This is a genomic window from Halobaculum halobium (assembly GCF_030127145.1).
Classification (GTDB): Archaea; Halobacteriota; Halobacteria; order Halobacteriales; family Haloferacaceae; genus Halobaculum; species Halobaculum halobium.
The window spans coordinates 1,977,788-1,995,366 of record NZ_CP126158.1; the positions used below are offsets into that span (position 1 = coordinate 1,977,788).

General features: G+C 67.1%; 21 protein-coding genes. 11 read left to right on the forward strand and 10 right to left on the reverse strand.

All coding sequences use genetic code 11. The features are described from left to right. Window positions 1–90 precede the first annotated feature (90 nt). A complete protein-coding gene (locus P0Y41_RS10355) occupies window positions 91–843 on the reverse strand; it encodes a GNAT family N-acetyltransferase (protein WP_284061269.1) in 753 nt (250 codons plus the stop codon). A gap of 160 nt (window positions 844–1,003) precedes the next feature. On the opposite strand from P0Y41_RS10355, the gene P0Y41_RS10360 reads away from it, so the two are divergent. The 8 genes from P0Y41_RS10360 to P0Y41_RS10395 all read left to right on the forward strand — a co-directional run bounded on the left by P0Y41_RS10360 (window position 1,004) and on the right by P0Y41_RS10395 (window position 8,687). Next, complete coding sequence (locus tag P0Y41_RS10360) at window positions 1,004–1,678, forward strand: haloacid dehalogenase type II (RefSeq protein WP_284061270.1); 675 nt, start codon at window positions 1,004–1,006, stop codon at window positions 1,676–1,678. A gap of 186 nt (window positions 1,679–1,864) precedes the next feature. Then, entirely contained in the window at window positions 1,865–3,208 is a 1,344-nt protein-coding gene (locus tag P0Y41_RS10365) for a substrate-binding protein (RefSeq protein ID WP_284061271.1), read from the forward strand. Window positions 3,209–3,335: 127 nt separating this feature from the next. After that, complete coding sequence (locus P0Y41_RS10370; RefSeq protein ID WP_345783207.1) at window positions 3,336–4,289, forward strand: branched-chain amino acid ABC transporter permease; 954 nt, start codon at window positions 3,336–3,338, stop codon at window positions 4,287–4,289. Further along, a complete protein-coding gene (locus P0Y41_RS10375) occupies window positions 4,286–5,455 on the forward strand; it encodes a branched-chain amino acid ABC transporter permease (RefSeq protein ID WP_284061273.1) in 1,170 nt (389 codons plus the stop codon). The genes P0Y41_RS10370 and P0Y41_RS10375 overlap by 4 nt, the downstream gene beginning before the upstream one ends. Continuing rightward, window positions 5,452–6,210 (forward strand): ABC transporter ATP-binding protein, encoded by a 759-nt coding sequence (locus tag P0Y41_RS10380; protein ID WP_284061274.1) that lies wholly within the window; start codon window positions 5,452–5,454, stop codon window positions 6,208–6,210. Before P0Y41_RS10375 ends, P0Y41_RS10380 begins: the two co-directional genes overlap by 4 nt. Window positions 6,211–6,353: 143 nt before the next feature. After that, a complete protein-coding gene (locus P0Y41_RS10385; protein ID WP_284063398.1) occupies window positions 6,354–7,073 on the forward strand; it encodes an ABC transporter ATP-binding protein in 720 nt (239 codons plus the stop codon). Window positions 7,074–7,075: 2 nt separating this feature from the next. Then, on the forward strand, window positions 7,076–7,795 hold the full coding sequence (locus P0Y41_RS10390) for a thioredoxin family protein (protein ID WP_284061275.1): 720 nt from the start codon (window positions 7,076–7,078) through the stop codon (window positions 7,793–7,795). A gap of 184 nt (window positions 7,796–7,979) precedes the next feature. Next, window positions 7,980–8,687: a DUF4013 domain-containing protein gene (locus P0Y41_RS10395; protein WP_284061276.1), complete on the forward strand. Its 708-nt coding sequence runs from the start codon at window positions 7,980–7,982 to the stop codon at window positions 8,685–8,687. 176 nt (window positions 8,688–8,863) lie between these two features. On the opposite strand, the gene P0Y41_RS10400 is transcribed toward P0Y41_RS10395, so the two are convergent. From P0Y41_RS10400 to P0Y41_RS10430, 7 genes are all read right to left on the reverse strand, one after another. Beyond that, window positions 8,864–9,265 (reverse strand): universal stress protein, encoded by a 402-nt coding sequence (locus P0Y41_RS10400; RefSeq protein ID WP_284061277.1) that lies wholly within the window; start codon window positions 9,263–9,265, stop codon window positions 8,864–8,866. A 100-nt stretch (window positions 9,266–9,365) separates the two neighbouring features. Continuing rightward, the gene (locus tag P0Y41_RS10405; RefSeq protein WP_390215211.1) at window positions 9,366–9,719 is read right to left on the reverse strand and encodes a DUF7520 family protein; all 354 of its coding nucleotides are present in this window, start codon (window positions 9,717–9,719) and stop codon (window positions 9,366–9,368) included. Beyond that, window positions 9,716–9,868, reverse strand: coding sequence for a hypothetical protein (locus tag P0Y41_RS10410; RefSeq protein ID WP_284061278.1), 153 nt, complete (start codon window positions 9,866–9,868; stop codon window positions 9,716–9,718). The genes P0Y41_RS10405 and P0Y41_RS10410 overlap by 4 nt, the downstream gene beginning before the upstream one ends. 80 nt (window positions 9,869–9,948) lie before the next feature. Then, a complete protein-coding gene (locus P0Y41_RS10415) occupies window positions 9,949–11,700 on the reverse strand; it encodes a cbb3-type cytochrome c oxidase subunit I (RefSeq protein WP_284063400.1) in 1,752 nt (583 codons plus the stop codon). Window positions 11,701–11,828: 128 nt separating this feature from the next. Then, window positions 11,829–12,278 carry a DUF6684 family protein gene (locus tag P0Y41_RS10420; protein WP_284061279.1) on the reverse strand — a complete coding sequence of 150 codons (450 nt, stop codon included), beginning with the start codon at window positions 12,276–12,278 and terminating at the stop codon, window positions 11,829–11,831. 94 nt (window positions 12,279–12,372) lie between these two features. Beyond that, window positions 12,373–12,750: a DUF7541 family protein gene (locus P0Y41_RS10425; protein ID WP_284061280.1), complete on the reverse strand. Its 378-nt coding sequence runs from the start codon at window positions 12,748–12,750 to the stop codon at window positions 12,373–12,375. Window positions 12,751–12,807: 57 nt separating this feature from the next. Next, window positions 12,808–13,008 (reverse strand): VNG_1110C family protein, encoded by a 201-nt coding sequence (locus tag P0Y41_RS10430; RefSeq protein WP_284061281.1) that lies wholly within the window; start codon window positions 13,006–13,008, stop codon window positions 12,808–12,810. A 201-nt stretch (window positions 13,009–13,209) separates the two neighbouring features. On the opposite strand from P0Y41_RS10430, the gene P0Y41_RS10435 reads away from it, so the two are divergent. Together P0Y41_RS10435 and P0Y41_RS10440 are read left to right on the forward strand one after the other, a co-directional pair. Beyond that, complete coding sequence (locus tag P0Y41_RS10435) at window positions 13,210–14,319, forward strand: OBG GTPase family GTP-binding protein (protein ID WP_284061282.1); 1,110 nt, start codon at window positions 13,210–13,212, stop codon at window positions 14,317–14,319. A 1-nt stretch (window position 14,320) separates the two neighbouring features. Beyond that, window positions 14,321–14,770: a DUF8050 family protein gene (locus tag P0Y41_RS10440; protein ID WP_284061283.1), complete on the forward strand. Its 450-nt coding sequence runs from the start codon at window positions 14,321–14,323 to the stop codon at window positions 14,768–14,770. A gap of 43 nt (window positions 14,771–14,813) precedes the next feature. Here the strand turns inward: P0Y41_RS10440 and P0Y41_RS10445 are convergent, their stop codons facing one another. Together P0Y41_RS10445 and P0Y41_RS10450 are read right to left on the reverse strand one after the other, a co-directional pair. Further along, on the reverse strand, window positions 14,814–15,713 hold the full coding sequence (locus tag P0Y41_RS10445) for a DUF7979 domain-containing protein (RefSeq protein WP_284061284.1): 900 nt from the start codon (window positions 15,711–15,713) through the stop codon (window positions 14,814–14,816). Between the two features lie 60 nt (window positions 15,714–15,773). After that, window positions 15,774–16,274, reverse strand: coding sequence for a hypothetical protein (locus tag P0Y41_RS10450; RefSeq protein ID WP_284061285.1), 501 nt, complete (start codon window positions 16,272–16,274; stop codon window positions 15,774–15,776). A gap of 144 nt (window positions 16,275–16,418) precedes the next feature. Here P0Y41_RS10450 and P0Y41_RS10455 point away from each other — a divergent pair, with 144 nt between their 5' ends. Then, window positions 16,419–17,501, forward strand: coding sequence for a hypothetical protein (locus P0Y41_RS10455; protein WP_284061286.1), 1,083 nt, complete (start codon window positions 16,419–16,421; stop codon window positions 17,499–17,501). The last annotated feature ends 78 nt before the right edge of the window (window positions 17,502–17,579 follow it).

Sequence of the window (17,579 nt, forward strand, 5' to 3'; positions counted from 1 at the left end):
CGACTTAACTACCGCCCTCGAAGTATCGCGCGTGAGACTGTCGGTGCCCGTTCGGAGTCGGAGACTCGATCGCTCGCGTGGCGTCCGCCGTCACCATCCCGCGTCCCAGCGGCTCGCTTTCCGCTTGTTGCCGCACTCGCTGCACTGCACGCGGTCCATGGTGTCGACGTTCACCGCGAAGCCGCCGCAGTTGCCGCAGACGTAGCCCACGCGATCGGTGCGCTCGCGGTCGGCGTACGTCGCGTAGAAGGGGGCGACCGACGCGCGCTCGGCCTCGTCGTAGGCGACGTACACCTGCCCGTCGTCGTCGGTGACGCGCGCCTCTGTGAGCACCTGCTCGCCGTCGCCGCTGGGAAAACGTGCGAACACGCGCTCGAGGAACTCCTCGCTGCCGATCTCTACGGTCCGCTCGCCGATCTCGGAGAACCCCTCGCGCTCGTAGAACTCGCCGCCCGACTCGTTGGCGGCGAGCACGCGCCCTTCGAGGCGCTCGGCACCCAACTCCAGTAGCTCCGTCTCCGCTCGGCGCAGCAGGTCGTCGCCGATCCCCTCCCCGCGGTGGTCCGGGTGGACGTGGAGCCAGTCCAGTTCGCCGACCGGCTCGCGACGCTCGACGAACCGGCTCTGTACGAAGCCGACGACGGCACCGTCGTCGACGGCGACGACGAACACCGCGTCCTCGCCGGTGAGCGAGTCAGCGACCGCCTCGGCATCGTACCACGACTCGACGGCGTCGTCGATGAGATCCGCCGAGAGCGCGTGCCCGTAGGAGGTCGACAGCGACGCACGGGCGGTCTCGCGGATTCCGTCAACGTCCTCGGTCGTCGCGTCTCTGAGGTCCATGTGAGTGTGTATCACGGTAGGCCACTTAATCACGTGGGGGCGTACTGCCCCGTCGACGCGAGTCCCTTCGTCTCTCAGCCGGTCGCGGCGATCAAACGCGGCACCGTCACGAACCGCCGCCTCCCGTGCTACTATGACGCACGATGAGGATCGGTGGCGTATGGCCGAGACGCTCTGTTTCGACATGTACGGGACGCTGTGTGACACGGGGAGCGTGACCGACACGCTCGCGGACGAACTCGATGCGCCCGAGGCGCTCGTGTCCCAACTGGACGCGACCTGGCGGGCCAAGCAGCTCCAGTACTCCTACCAGTCGGCGCTGATGGAGGAGTACCAGCCGTTCTGGGAGGTGACCGCCGACGCGCTCGCGTACGCGCTCAGCCAGTGGGGCGTCGACGCGGGCGAAGCGACCCGCGAGCGCATCCTCGCCTCCTACGAACACCTCGACCCGTATCCGGACGCGATCGAGACCCTCACCCGGCTGTCGGAAGCCGGCCACACCGTGACGGTGCTGTCGAACGGCAATCCCGAGATGCTGGAGACCCTCGCCGACAACGCCGGGCTCGCCCCGCACCTCGATGACGTGATCAGCGCCGACGAGGTGTCGACGTTCAAGCCGAACCCCGGAGTGTACGAGAACGCGGCCGCCCGAACTGACACGCCGATCGACAGCTGTCGGCTGGTTTCGGGGAACGCGTGGGACGTCGCAGGCGCCGGGAGTGCGGGGATGGAGACCGCGTGGGTGAACCGGGCGAACGACCCGTTCGAGGAGATCGGCGTCGACCCCTCTCTCGAGGTGACCTCCCTCTCGGACGTCGCGAACGAACTCGCGTAACCCTTCCTCTCGGCGGGAACCGGGCGGCAACCGGGACCGTGTTTTTTGCTTGATCGACCGACTGAAACATCCTACGTGTGATAACAATTATCATGGTGAAGGTCGGCAGTCCATATTACCAATATTAACATCATTTAAGGGGATATGGGCGGAACGTTCATTAAGGTTGCTTCCACCGGTAGTGGCATGGCACGGGAAACCACCGCACTCAGTAGACGTGACGTGCTCAAAGCATCAGGCGCAGCCGGCGCCGCAGGACTCACCGGACTCGCCGGCTGTGCCGGCGGCGGCGGCGATTCGGAGTACCCCGCACTCGGGAACTACCCGGTCGAGGGCGACGAGGTCGTCTTCGGCTTCAACGTTCCGCAGTCGGGGTCGTACTCGCAGGAGGGTGCCGACGAACTGCGTGGCTACAACCTCGCGGTCGAGCACCTGAACAACGGCGGTGGCTGGGTCGACAACTGGGACGGCCTCTCCGGGGACGGCGTCCTCGGAAAGACCGTCACGTCCGTCGAAGGTGACACCGCGACGGACCCGGACACCGCTCGACAGTCCGCACAGCGGATGATCAACCGCGACAACGCGATCATGGTCACCGGCGGGTCGTCCTCCGGTGTCGCCATCGCGGTCCAGGGGCTGTGTCAAGAGGAGAAGGTTCTGTTCCAGTGTTGCATCACCCACTCGAACGACACGACCGGTAGCGAGTGCGTCCGTTACTCGTTCCGGGAGATGTTCAACGCGTACATGACGGGCCAGGCGCTCGCGCCCGTTCTCGCCGAGGAGTACGGGGAAGACCTGAACTTCTACCAGCTGTACGCCGACTACTCGTGGGGCCAGACCCAGCAGGCCTCGATGGAGCAGTTCTTCACCGATGTCGCAAACTGGAGCCAGATCGAATCGGTGCCGACGCCGCTGGGGACCTCCGACTACTCGTCGTACCTCTCGGACGTGCCCCGCGACGAGGCGGACGTGCTCGTGCTCAACCACTACGGGCTGGACGCGGCGAACTCGCTCCCGCAGGCGATCGAGGCCGGCCTCGATCAGGACATGGAGATCGTCGTCCCGCTGTACAATCGGCTCATGGCCGAGGCGGCAAGTGGCTCCATCGACGGCATCTTCGGGACGGCCGACTGGAACTGGCAGCTCGAGGACGACGCGTCTCAGTCGTTCGTCGAGGTGTACCGTGCAGAGCACGACCGCGCGCCCAGTTACGGCGCCCGGATCGCGTACACGCAGACGCTCCAGTACGCCGCGGCCGCCGAACGGGCGGAGACGTTCTACCCGCCGGAGGTCATCCGAGAGCTGGAGGGCCACGAGTACAGCGGCGCCGGCCTCGGCAGCGAGAGCATGCGCGGCTGCGACCACCAGGCCCAGCGTGACGTGCTCGTCATGCAGGGGGCGAGCGAGGAGGAGCAGACGGAGGACAAGCTGCTCAACATCGTCAGCCAGACCTCTCAGGACGACCTGGGATACGCGTGCGACGCCGGCCCGGCCGCGGAGTGTGAGCTGGGCGAGTACGGCGACGAGTGAGCACCGGCTAGGTCCTCCCCGTCCAGCACCGGCACGTTCTTATCCGATCAACTGAACCACGTCAACGAATGTCAACACCGACAACTACTACCAAGCGGACCACACCGCACCTACACGAACGATAATGTTGCTCTTACAGTCCGAGATCGCATCAATACTCCTCAACGGCCTTCAGCAGGGCGCCATCTACGCGCTGTTGGGTATCGGCCTCACCATCATCCTGGGGACGATGGAGTTCCTGAACCTCGCGCACGGGGCGCTCTATCTCGTCGGCGCGTACACGGGACTGATCGTGTTTCAGGAGACCGCCCTCTCGAATGGGCTGTTGTACAGTCTCGGAATCACCACGATGGGCTTCGAGGGCGGCTTCCTCGCCGCGCTCGTCATCGTTCCGGCCTTCGGGTTCGGCGTCGGACTCCTCATGGAGCGATTCGTCGCCGAACCGTTCTACGACCGGCCCGAGACGGACCAACTGCTCGTGACGTTCGGCCTCGCGCTGATCGTCGAGGAGACAATCAAAAACGTCATCGGCGGGAATACGTTCCAGTCGATAGCCCCCTCGACAATCTTCGGCGTCAACGTCTCTCAGCCGATCAGCCTGCCGCTCGTCGGGCTATTCCCCTCGTGGCGGCTCATCATCATCGGCATCGCCTTCCTCGTCATCGGGCTGACGTACCTCGCCATCGAGCGCACCGACTTCGGGCTCGTAGTGCAGGCGGGGACGCGTGACTCCGAGATGGTTCGCCTGCTCGGGATCAAGATCAACCGGTCGTACAGTCTGGTGTTCGCGCTCGGCGCGGCGCTCGCGGCGTTCGCGGGCCTCATCGGTGCGTCGATCCAAACGCTCAGTCCCCAAATCGGCATGGATCAGGCGCTGATCCCGGCGTTCCTCACTATCGTCGTCGGCGGCGCCGGCTCCGTCCGGGGCGCCATCGCGGGCGGGCTGGTTCTCGGCGTCATCGTCTCGGCGATGACCCAGACGTACAGCCAGTGGGCGCAGATCGTCCTCTACCTCTTCGTCGCGCTCATGCTCATCTTCCGTCCGCAGGGGCTGTTCGGCACCGCGGAGGTGGGCGAATGAACGACGAGGAGATCGCGACCGACGGCGGCGCCGTCGCCGACACGGAGGAGGCCGCCTCGGGCGGCTCCGGGATCGCGAGGCTGCGCGAGCGCGACGACTTCGTCGTCATCGCCTCGGCCGCAGCGCTGGTCGTCTTCCCGTTCCTGCTTGTCGACGTGCTCGGCGCAGTCGGGGACGTGATCGGCATCTCCATCGGTGGGTACGCCGGGCTCCCGTCGCTGGTACTCATCTACGGTATCATCGTCATCGGGTTCAATCTCCTGTTGGGATACACCGGACTGCTGTCGTTCGGACACGCCGCGTTCTTCGGCTCGGCGGCGTACTCGGCGGCGCTGTTCAGCCAGGTCGTTCCGAGTCCGATCCTCATGGTGATCGTCGGGACGATCGTGGCGACGCTTCTGGCGTGGCCGATCGGGTTCGTCTCGATCCGTCGCTCTGGCGTGTACTTCGCGGTCCTGACACTGACGTTCGGCCAGGCGTTGTACTTCTGGGCCCTCGGTCCCGGTTCGTGGCTCACGAACGGCGACAACGGCTTCTCGGGGATCGAAGCGCACGGGCTGTTCGTCGGGGCGGTCCCGCTGGACACCCAGCTGGTACCCGTGTTCGACTCGTACACGGTGATGTACGCGTTCGCGGGGGTCATGATGCTCATCGCCGTCTGGGTCGGCAACCGGATCATCAACTCGCCGTACGGCCTCATCTTCGAGGCGCTCGGCGAGAACGAGGAGCGCGTGGAGTTCGTCGGACTGAACGTGTTCCGCTACAAGCTGATGGCGTTCGTCATCTCCGCGGTGTTCGCGGGCGTCGGCGGCGCGATGTTCGTCATCCACGAGCAGTACATCCACCCGACGACGGGGCTGTACTGGATCCAGTCGGGCGACTTCGTCATCATGACCGTCCTCGGCGGCACCGGCAGCCTCGTCGGTCCGGTGTTCGGCGCGCTCGTGTTCGAGTACGTCGCGAACGTCGTCTCCGGGGTCAGCCTGCCGATGATCGGTTCGATCGGCTCGCTGTGGCGGTTCGTGCTCGGCGCGGTGTTCGTGTTCATCGTGTGGGTGTTCCCCCGCGGTATCTACGGGGCGTTCTCCGACCTGGGCGCACGGATCACCGGCGGTGGCGGCGACGGCAACCAGCCGGCCGCGACTGACGGAGGTGAGAGCGAATGAGCCTCCTGCGCACCGACGGACTCACCAAGCAGTTCGGCGGCCTCGTCGCCGTTGACGAGGTGAGCTTCGAGGTCGACTCTGGCGAGACACGCGCGGTCATCGGACCGAACGGCGCCGGGAAATCGACGCTCATCAACTGCATCACCGGAGCGCTCGAACCCACTGCCGGCACCGTGGAGTTCGACGGCGAGGACATCACGAACCTCGAACCTCACGAGACGGTACAGGCGGGGATTTCAAAATCATTCCAGACGGCGTCGATCTTCCCCAACATGACCGTCCGGGAGAACGTCGAGATCGCGGCGCTGGCGGCCGAAAACGGCTCGTTCAGCGTCGACTTCTTGAAGCGACTCGCCGGGTTCGACGCGGTCCACGACATCACCGACCGGATGCTCGACTCGGTCGATCTCCTCGAGAGCGCGGAGATGGAGGCCGGGAGCCTCCCCTACGGTGACAAGCGCCGTCTGGAGATCGCGATCGCGCTCGCGTCCGAGCCCGACCTGCTGTTGATGGACGAACCGACCGCCGGCATGTCGCCGGACGAGACTGCCGCCACCGTGGACCTCGTGGAGGAACTCCAGGAGGACCTCGGTCTCACGATACTCATCGTGGAACACGACATGGAGATCATCTTCCAAATCGCCGACCGGATCCTCGTGTTGAACCGCGGGCAGGTCATCGCCGACGGCACGCCCGAGGAAGTTCAACAGAGCGAACAGGTGCAGGAAGCGTACCTCGGTGGGGTGGAGCTGTGAGCTCCGACGCCTCCGAGCCCGCCGCGGACGCGACCGGCGACGCCGCGGCCGTTGAGGGCGATGCCGGCGGCGACACCGATTCTCACGCCGCTCGGGCGACCGCGGCGGCCGCCGAAGGAGACCACCTCCTCTCGGTCGAGGACGTGGATGCCTACTACGGGCAGAGCCACATCCTCCGCGATCTCTCGATGCACGTCGAGGAAGGCGAGGTGTGCGCGCTGCTCGGACGCAACGGCGCCGGGAAGTCGACGACGCTACGTTCCATCGCGGGCGCGCGACCGCCGGACGTGCGTGATGGCACGGTCTCGTTCAAGGGGACGGCCATCACCGACTATTCGACGGAGGACATCTCCTCGCTCGGGATCTCGCTGGTTCCCGAGGAGCGTCGGGTCTTCCCGAACCTCTCGGTCGAGGAGAACCTCCACCTCTCGGACGTCGCACGCAACTGGTCGAACGTCGTCGGTCGCGCCGTCTCGATGGACAACGAAGGAATGAGCACCGAGGAGGTGTACGAGGTGTTTCCACGCCTGGAGGAGCGTCACTCACAGAAGGCGGGGACGCTCTCGGGCGGCGAGCAGCAGATGCTCGCGATCGCTCGCGCGCTCAAACAGGACACGGACCTGCTGATGCTGGACGAACCCTACGAGGGGCTCGCCCCGCAGATCATCGACACGGTCGAGGACGCCATCGAGCGAATCGCCGAGACGGGCACCACGATCCTGCTCGTCGAGCAGAACGCCGTCGCCGCGATGAACATCGCCGACCGAGCGTACGTGATCGACCAGGGCGAGGTCGTCTTCGTCGGCGGGTCCGAGGACCTTCGGGCCGACGAGGAGACGCGCGAGCGGTACCTGGGTGTCTAACAGTGAACGCCAACTCCAATTCCGGACCGCCGGTCGATCAGCCCGACCCAGAGGCGATGCTCGATCGGCTGATCGAGGTCGGCGCGATCCGCGAGGACGACGACGGCGCGTTGCGCGTCTCGTCGGCGCTGGACGACATCATCGACCTGTACGATCAGAGCTACGGCGACCTCCCCGACAAGGAGTTCACCGAGGCCGTCGCCGACGCGTTCGGGCTCGACTACTCGGAGGCCGTCAGCCGGATCGACGAGGAGGGCGTCACCCGCGAGGAGTTCGTCGCGTACCTCTCGTTGCGCGCGCACTTCGAAGACGAGGACGAGCCGGTGCCCGACCCCGTCGAACGCGCGACGATGGCACAGCTCGTCGTCGACGTAGCGCCGGCGACGCCCGTTCCACAGGACATGCGCGAGCTCGACGACGACGAGATCGAGTCGTTCCTCGCGAGCAACGACCGCGCGGTCGTGTTCGTCTGGCGCCTCCGGTGTGACCCGTGCGAGTCGATGAAACCGGAACTCGAGGAGACGCTCGATCTGATCCCCGACGACGTTGCTGTCGCCGGAGTCGACGGCGAGTCGACGCCGACCGCCCGGGCGCTGTTCGACGTTGACGTCGCGCCGGCGGTGGTGTGCGTCGCCGACGGGGAACCCGTGGGGACCGAATCCGGCTATCAGTCGCCCTCGGCCGTCGCCGACCTGGTGGCGGACGCCTTCGGCGACGACTGACCGGCCGGCCGGTTTGTGGCCGGTCGACTCCGACGGAGCGCCGTCGCGACCGGACTGACGTTCGCTGTCACGTCACCACCGGCGGAACGCCCAGCTCGAACGGATCGACCCCGTACGACGGTTTTGTGTCCCGTACTCGCTGTACAGTGCGCCTTACTAAGCCCAGTTGGTGCCATTTGTGTCCATGTCACAGATCAGCGACGCGGTCACGTACCCGACCGAGCACGACGACTGGGTGAAGACGATACTCATCGGCGGTGTCCTCTCCGCGTTCGGGTTCCTGTTGCTCCCGCTGCTTCCAGTGTACGGATACATCGTTCGGGTCATCCGACACACGCTGGAGGAGGATCCGCGACCGCCGACGTTCGGTGACTGGGAGGAACTCGTCGTCGACGGCGCGAAGGCGGTCGTCGTCGGGGTCGTGTACATGCTCGTGCCCGGGATCGTAGGGGCGATCGCAGTCGGCGGTTCGATCGTCGCCATCGCGACGGGAACGAGGAGCGCCACCGCCGCGGGGCTCGCCGGACTCGCCGTCGGCGCGCTGCTCACGGTCGTTCTCTCGCTCGTGTTCGGATACGTGGCCGTGGCCGCGGTCGTCGCCTTCGCGGACGAGCGCCGCGTCGGCGCGGCGTTCGACGTCGGGATCCTCAAACCGGTCGTCCTCAGCGGGGAGTATGCGACCGCGTGGGCGCTCTCCATCGCGGTCTTTCTCGCGGCCGGCGTGCTCGTCGGCGTGTTGAACGGGATCCCGATTCTCGGTGCGGTCGTCGGAGCGTTCGTGTTCTTCTACGCTCAGGTCGTGGCCGCGCGCCTGTGGGCGGGCGGGTACACCGACGCTCGCACGCGCGCCGGAGGGCTGAACAGTCCCGATGTCGGCGGTTCGGCCGTCTGACATCGACGGATCACACGTCCGATCTCGGCGACTCGGCCGTCACCCGAGCCACTCACTGAGCCGACCGCCGCGCGGGTCGGGATCGCCAATCCCACAGCAGTCGCTGCGTGTGCGACTACACGTGTAGAGGTCTTCGCCGGTCCCGCCGAGTGTGACGGAATCGGGCTGGAACCGCGTTATTCGCCGTCGACGACGCCGGTGACCATCACCGGGCGGCCGCCGTTGAGAATGACCGTCTGGGTGACCGAGCCGAACAGCGCCTTCCCCGCGGGCGAGCGCTTGCGGCCGCCGACGACGATCAGATCCGCGTCCGTCTCGTCGCTCACCTCGATGATCGCGTCCGCGGGGTCGCCGCTGGACTCGGTCACGTCGACGGTGACGCCGGCCTCCTCCAGCAGCTTCTGGGCCTCGCGAACGGAGGCGACCTGGGTCGCGGAGGCGCCGCTGGGATTGTCCTGGAAGACGTGAACGATCGTGACCTCGGTCTCGCTCCCGTCGCCCGGCAGCTCCGTGATCTCCTTGGCAGCGGCGCGCGCGTGCTCTTCGTCGTCATCGACGCCGAGTACTACGTGGTACATACGGTGGACCACTCCCGGACGGGGATTAGTCCTTTCGCCGTCGGCGAGGATCGGGCCCGTCGCTGATCGTTGCTACCGGCTCCCGCGGACGGTCTCCGCCTCACTCGTCGACCGCGTTCGGATCGTCGATCCGCCGGGAGACGTACACCACGAGTGCGAGCGGGATCCCGAGCACCGTCGCGATCGTGACGGCGCCGTACACGCCGAACCCCAACGTCGTCGCCGGGAGCGGGATCACCGCATAGAGCGCAGGCGCGCTCAGATCGTCGACGAACGTGGCGACGAGCACGCCGGCGACGCCGCCGACGGCCGTGAGAACGAGATAGAGGACGATCACCAGCCGCGGGCCGTTGAATCGCCTGTCACGTCCTCGCCCGGGCTCGCGGTCGGCGTCGCCCCCGTCGCGACCGCGGCCGCTCGCGTCCGCGCTCGCGTCGTCACGGGCCGCGGTCACTGTAACACGAGGATCAGGCCCGTCGCAAACATGAGCAGGGCGATGCCGCCGAGCACGATCCCGAGGAGGTCCTTGTCGCTCATACTCCCGCTCGGGGCCGCGCAACCAAAAGCCCCGCCGTCGCGGTCGGCGGATGAGTCGCTTCTCACGATGAAATCAAGAACCTCACCGAAACGAACACAAAAGATCGCTGAAACGCCCCCGACCGCCGTCGCGCAGGGTCGTCGCGTTATTCGGCCGTGTCGTCGTCGTCGGCCGCGGCCTCCTGACCGCCGTCGGTCTCGACGGGCTCACCGCCGTCGGTCGCCGCGAGCGAGGTCTCGCGCTTCGCCTCGAACCAGTCCCACTCGGCGGTGTTGAGGTTGGTCTCGTCGAGGCGCCACGGGTCGCCCGATTCGACGTGCGGCCCCTCCATCCACGAGACGAAGACGTTGTACACCCAGATGACCCCGCCCACGAGGAGCAGGAACGCTCCCAGCGAGGCGATCTGGTGCAGGGTCGCGAACTGCGGGAGGTACGTCGCGTACCGGCGCGGCATGCCGCCGTAGCCGAGCAGCACCATCGCGAAGAACGTGATGTTGGTGCCGATCATCCACAGCCAGAAGTGCGCCTTCGCGAGGCGCCGCTGGTACCACCGCCCGGTGACGAGCGGGAACCAGTAGTAGATGCCCGCCATCCCGGCGAAGGTGATGGCGCCCATCACGATGTAGTGGAAGTGGCCGACGACGTAGTATGTGTCGTGAAGCACGAGGTCGACGGGGATCGAGGCGAGGAACACGCCCGTCACGCCGCCGATGATGAAGTTGCTCACGAACCCGATACAGAACAGCATCGGCGTGGTGAGCCGGAGCTTCCCGTTCCACATCGTCGTGATCCAGTTGAACGTCTTCACGGCCGAGGGTATGGCGATGGCCAACGACACCGCCATGAACGAGGCGCGCAGGCGCGGGTCGATCCCCGTCGCGAACATGTGGTGGGCCCACACGCCGAACGAGAGCACGCCGATCGCGAGCGTGGAGTAGACGACGAACTTGAAGCCGAACAGCTTCCGGCCGGAGAAGCGTGGGAGCACGTAGCTCACGATCCCCATCGGCGGGAGCACGAGGATGTACACTTCGGGATGGCCGAAGAACCAGAAGAGGTGCTGCCAGAGGATGGGACCGCCCCCGTCGACGGCGAAGAACGTCGTCGCGAAGTTGCGGTCGAGCAGCAGCATCACCAGCGCGCTGCCCAGCAGCGGGAACGCGAACAGGATGAGCCCCGACTGCGTCAGGATCGTCCACGAGAAGATGTCGAGGTTGGCCCAGGTGACCTCCTCGGCGCGCTCGGTGAAGATGGTCGCGATGAAGTTGATCGCCCCCATCGTCGCCGAGACGCCGGTGAGGTGGAGGCCGAGCAGCATCAGGTCGACCCCGACGTTCATCTGGTTACCGTTCCCGACGCCCGCCGACAGCGGCGTGTACATCGTCCAGGCGGTCTGGGCGGGGATGACGTCCGGGATCGGGAAGAAGCCGGCCCAGATGAGCAGCGCACCGGGCGGCAGCAGCCAGAACGCGATGGCGTTGATCCGCGGGAACGCCATGTCGTCCGCGCCGATGATGAGCGGGATGAGGTAGTTCGCGAACGCCGCGATGATCGGCGTCCCGAACAGGAACAGCATCGTGATCCCGTGGCTGGTGAGCAGCGAGTTGTAGAACGTCGCAGAGCCCAACACCGCCGTGTCGGGGGTGGTCAGCTCTGCGCGCATCAGCACCACCATCAGCCCGCCGACGACGAACGCGATGGTGGCGTACAAGCCGTACAGCAGCCCGATGTCCTTGTGATCGACTGTCGTGAACCAGCGGATGAGTCCGGCGGGCTTCTCCGAGTGCCCGTACCCGGTCTCACCGACAGTGCCGCCGCCGGCGCCCAGCGGCGTGTAGGACCGCCAGTCCTCGACCCGCGCGAGGAAGGCGGCCACGCCCAGGAGGAACGCCCCCATGAGCACCGTCAGCAGTAGTTGGCCGGTAGTCTCCATGGGAACGCTTCAGCGGCGAATACACAAGAAAGATTCGGGTCGCTTCTGCCCGTGGGCCGTCGATTCTGGGCTCGTTCGGAGGTCGGATTCGACTACTCCTCGTCGGTGTCTGTATCCGTGTCGACTTCGTCGTCGGTGTCCACATCGGCGTCGACCTCGTCCTCGGCGTCTGCGTCGGTAGCGGCGTCGTCCTCGTCAGCGTCCCCTTCGGCGTCCGAGTCGGCCTCGCCCGTCGCCTCCGCCTCGATCGCTTCCTCGGCCTCGTGTCTCCCCTGGGCACCCTCCATCGTCGCCTGTCCCTGGAAGAACACCTCCGAGCGCTTCTCGTCGCCAGCGATCGCCTTCCCCGAGACGTACGTGAGTATGGCGAGCGCGACGAACGGGAACGCCAGCAGTCCCATCTGAAGCACGCGCCCGTAGAAGTCCAGTCCGCCGAACGGGTCGATGAGGACGAACGCCGCGACGAAGAACAGGATGATGCCCAGCGGGATGACGTTGACCGTCAGATCCAGCAGGGTGTCCCTGTCGAAGATCTCTGCCATGCCCGGAACGTACACCGTCGCGACCTAATACCTTGCCCATTTCGGCGCCCTCGACCCACGTCCGCGTCCGGTTCCGTGGCGTCCAACGCCGGGGCTACAGCCCGGGTTCGGCGTCGCGCGCGAACAGGTCGCCGCCGACGCCGGCGAGCAACATCAGCACGCCGGTGCCGATCATCGAGTACGCCCGGATCAGCAGGTCGGACGCGGTCGCCGAGTCGGCGTACCACAGCGCCAGCCCCCCGGCGAGGACGAACGCCGAGAGGACGGCGAGCCCGCGCCAGGCGGAGGAGACGTACCCGTTCTCGCGGAGGATCCCGGCGATCGACCCGCAAAACAGGAGCAGCCCGCCCACGGCCAGCGGTACCAGGCCGAACAGGATCCCGATCTCGGCGATCGGGAGCCCGAGCGCAACGAACAGTGGCCACGGGCTGGCCATCCGGTACTCCTCGCTCAACCCCGGATTCTCGTCCATGTCCCACCGACGGGCCTGTACGTACAAAGGCTGTCGGTCGTCCCCCGACTGCCGCGCTCAGGGGATAGAGATTCCCTGGCGCGCGAGGAAGTCCGACACCGCCTTGATCTCGACGGGGCTGCCGATGATCCGGCACTCCTCGCCGTTCGTGAACACAGAGACCGTGAACTCCGATTCGAGTGACGACCGGATCCCGTCCAGTTCGCGCCGCGGGAGAACGATCTGCGTGCTGTCCCGGAGGGTGGAGGGGTCCGGCATGCCGTCCTTGAATCCAGATCAGATCCGCCGTGATATAGTGGTACCGAAGTCCACTTCGAGGGGCCGAGGGGTCCCCTCGGGTGGTCGTCCCAATCCGATCGATCCGGCGGCTTCGGGGGTGTCCGCCGAAGGGACGGGTCGGGCCTTCGGCTGTCCGCCGAAGGGAAGCGTTTAGGCGCGCGGACGGCCGAGCACCTAGCGATGGGACTGGAGGACGAGATCGAGGAACTCCGCGAGGAGATCGCCGAAACCCCGTACAACAAGTCCACAGAGGCCCATATCGGTCGGCTGAAGTCGAAGCTCGCCCAGAAGAAGGAGAAGCTGGAGAACCAGTCCTCCTCGGGCGGCGGACAGGGATACGCCGTCGAGAAGACCGGCGACGCGACGGTCGCGCTCGTCGGCTTCCCCTCCGTCGGCAAGTCCACGCTCATCAACGCGCTCACCAACGCCGACAGCGAGATCGGCGAGTACGAGTTCACCACGCTGAACGTCAACCCGGGGATGCTGAAGTACCGCGGGGCGAACATCCAGATCCTCGACGTTCCGGGGCTGATCGAGGGCGCCGCCGGCGGCCGCGGCGGTGGCAAGGAGGTGCTGTCGGTCGTTCGGACGGCCGACCTCGTCGTGTTCGTCCTCTCGGTGTTCGAGATCGACCAGTACGAGCGCCTTCGCCACGAGCTGTACGAGAACAAGGTGCGCCTCGACACGGACCCACCGAACATCTCCGTCCGCAAAACGCACAAGGACGGCATTCAGGTGACGATGCGCGACGACGTCTCGCTCGACGAGACGACGATCAAGGACGTCCTGCGCGCCCACGGCTTCGTCAACGCCGACGTGACGATCCCCCACGACCTCACGATCGACGAGCTCATCGACGGCGTGATGGACAACCGCGAGTACCTCCCCTCCATCGTCTCGGTGAACAAGGCGGACCTGATCGAGGAGGACTATCTGCCCACGGTCGAGGAGGACCTCCGCGAACACGACATCGAGCCCGACGACGCGATCTTCATCTCTGCGGTGGAGGAGAAGGGCCTCGACGTGCTGAAAGAGCGCATCTTCGACGCGCTCGGACTCATCCGCATCTACATGGACAAACCCAGCCGCGGCGTCGACTACGAGGAGCCGCTCGTGCTCCGCGAGGGCGACACCGTCGGCGACGCGTGCAAGAAGCTCGGGGGCAGCTTCGACGAGCGCTTCAAGTTCGCGCGCGTCTCGGGGCCCTCGGCGAAACACGACGAACAGCAGGTCGGACAGGGGCACGAGCTCGCGGACGAGGACGTGCTCCGGATCGTGGCTCGAAAGTAACGTGGCCGGCACGGCTCTCCGGCTCCCGCGAGCGACGCCGGTTCGCGTGCTGGTGGCCGTCTTCTCGTGCGGGCTCGTCCCGTGGTCCGTCCAGACGTTCGCCGACAGCGGCGTTCCGTTCTTGCGATTCGCGTGGGGCGGCCTCTCGTTCACGCCCGTCCTGTACGCGCGGACGCTGATCGAGTACCTCGCGCTGTCTGGGTCGCCGCTGGTCCTCCCCTGGGTCGTCGCGACCGGCTGCTGGGTCCTCGCGATCGCGTCGGCGTCGCTGGCGTTCCTCGACCGCGAGGACCCGCGCGTCACCGCCGGGCTCCTCGTGCTCGCGGGCGCGGTGAACGCCTCCGTCGCTGTTCGGTTCGGGATCCAGCCGCTTCGGACGGGGTATCCCGTCGGCACGCTCGCGCTGTGGGGCGTTGCGGCGTGGCGCTACCGGGCGTGGACGCGAGCGTGACTCGGCGGTCGTCGCCCGCCGCGACCGGCGAACCGGCCACAGCTCAGGCGGTGGCCACCTCGAACGCCGCGACGTGGGTGAGGAGCCGGTCCGTCTCCGCGAGCGCCCGCCTCGATCGCTCGTCGAGGTCGGACACGTCCGCCTCGACGGGGTCGAGCGCCGACGCCCAGTCTCCGAGCAGGTCGTCGACAACGCGGCGCGCCTCCTGTGGAAGCGGATCGAGGTGCAGCGTCGGTGCGTCGGTGGCGGTGTCGTCGGTCGGCGTCACGCTCGCGACGTACCACACCTCGTTCGAGAAGAACGCGGCGTCGGTCTGTTGACGCTCGCGCCCCCGGTACACCGTTCCTTGATACCGGACGTAGCTCCCGACGAACGCTCTGCGCGCCCACGTTCCCAGCGGGGTCTGCGGCTCGACGGTCGCGCGACCGCCCTCGATGGCTTCGACCGCGAGCGTTCGGCGATCGTCCGCGAGGTCGTCGACGGCCACGACCTCGGCATCCGTCGGCGGGTCCTCGACTGCCGTCGCACCGAGGAGCCACTCGTACAGCAACCCGCCGTCGATGTCGAGCGCGTACGCCCCGTCTTCGATCTCGGTGCTCGCGAGGTAGACGGTCTGTTCGCCCGACACGAGCGGCGGCCGTCCGGTCAGGAGAATCGAGTCCGTTGTCCGGACCAGCCCGTCAGTCGCGGCGCCGCCTTCGAGGAGCCGAGCGAGCGGACGCGGGTGAACCCGGATCGGGCGGTCGGTCGGAAGTCCGTCGGCCGCAGCGAGACGGAGGGTGTCGACGTCGGAGGCATCGTCGCCCGAGTCGGCGCTCGGATCGGGGTCGGTCGCATCGGTCGCCGAGCCGTCCGTCGAGTCGGTCGGTCCGTCTCCGAGACAGCCCGCGACGGCGGACGCACCGAGCGCGGCGAGGAGGGATCTGCGTCGCGTGGGACCCATACCTCCCGTGTCTCGGATCCGTCGAGATGTGCTTTGTGGGGGCTCTGGGCTTCGACCGGCTCACGGACTCGGCGAGTCGTCGTCGGCCGCGACGCGTCGGACGTCCTCGTGATACTGGTCGTGTCGCCACACGTCCCAGATCAGGTCGGTGAGTACGTGCACGTACAGGACGACCGCCATCGCGAGCGCGGCCGCGGTCGCCGTCACTTCGAAGCCGGCAGCAGCGAGCGCGTCGCCGCCGACCCACGCCCCGGCCACCCCGATCGGGGCGAGCACGGCGTGGCTGAGGAGTCGGTGGAGCGGCCACAGGTCGCCCGGGTCGAACAGCTCCGACTGGTCGAGCACGGCCGCGTGGGGGTTGGCGATCGCCCGGCGTGCGTTGGCCCAGTCGCCGCGGACGAGCCGCGCCATCAGAAAGTGGTCGAGGTCGATCGCGACGCCCGCGGCGGTGAGCGCTGCCCACACGACGGCCGCGACGGCGGGCGTCGCGCCGAGCGGCAACGCGAGAACCAGCCCGGCGGCGACGGCCGCAGAGACCGCTGCGTGGTGTCGGGAGTACATGGCGGATGCCGACGTGGTGGAACCACAAAACCCCACGCAACCGCTCCCGGTACGCGCGTGGCGCCGGGTGTGCACTGCGTGAGAATCAGTCGTGACATTCGGCGCCGAAGCGTTATGACCGCCCGGCAGGCTCCCTACGATCGAATGGAGTCCGACGCGCTCGTGTGTTTTCAGCAGACTCGTCGGGGGACCGGCGAGCGGTGGTACAAGGTGTACCGCGTCGGCGTCGACTCCCCAGATGGCTTCGCCGACCGCATGGGGGAGTACGTCCGTCGAACGCACTTCGACGGACCGGTCACGGCGCCTCACTGGTTCGACACCTCGAACGGCCCCACGATGAAGTGCCGCCTCGCGGAGTTGGGCGAGAACCTCGTCCCGTTTTCGACGCCCGACGTGTACGTCGTCACCCACAAGCAGGTCCGCCCGCTGTTGGTCGTCCCCATGGCGATCGAGATCGTGCCCGTCCTCGCGGCGGGACTTCGAACCCGCGAGTACGACGCCGCCGACTGCGACACCGACGGCGACGACCCGTCGCTCGCGCCCGACGCGGACGCGACGCCGACGCGTGTCGTTGACGCCGACTCGTTCGACCCGCCACTCTCCGGGGAAGCATCGGCCGGCGGTCGGATCGAGTGGTTCCACCTGTTCGCGTTGCAGGCCGCCTACCGGCTTGCGGTCGGCCCCCGGACCGGCGTAGTCGAGACGGGCGGTGACCACCCGACGATGCGCGTCCGCGACGGCGACGGGGTGTTGTGTTTGGATCTCCTCGACACCGGCGCGCTCAAGCGCATCGACCGCGACCTGCTGTTCCTCGACTACGCGCCCGACGAGGACGCCGAGCGATCGCTGGACGAGTCACTCACGCTGGCGCTGCGCGACACCGCGCGGCTCCGCTGGCGGTACGCGAGCCACCTCTGGCACGTGCGCCACGGCGAGACCGACGAGCGGTTCGCGTCGACCGCGCGCAACAAAGCTGAACCGGAGTACGCAGACGAACTGGCGGCGACACGCGGAGACTTCCTCGAGGCGCTCTCGGCGGAGTACAGCGACTCGCTGACGCCGTTCTCGACCGGCGTCGCCGGCGCGGCGCTCCGGTACGAGACGGGCACGCGCGCGGACACCTTCTCGCTCACCGAGACGCCGTCGTTCACCCACGACTCGGCCGCCGAGGTCATGGGCCGGGTCGATCCGGGGTACGTCCCGGAAAAACGAAAGAAGCGGTTCTGAGGGATTCACGCCGGGATTCAGGGGACGCTTGAGGAGTCTTCAGATCGTCTTTGTCGGTTTTCAGCACGTCCAATACTA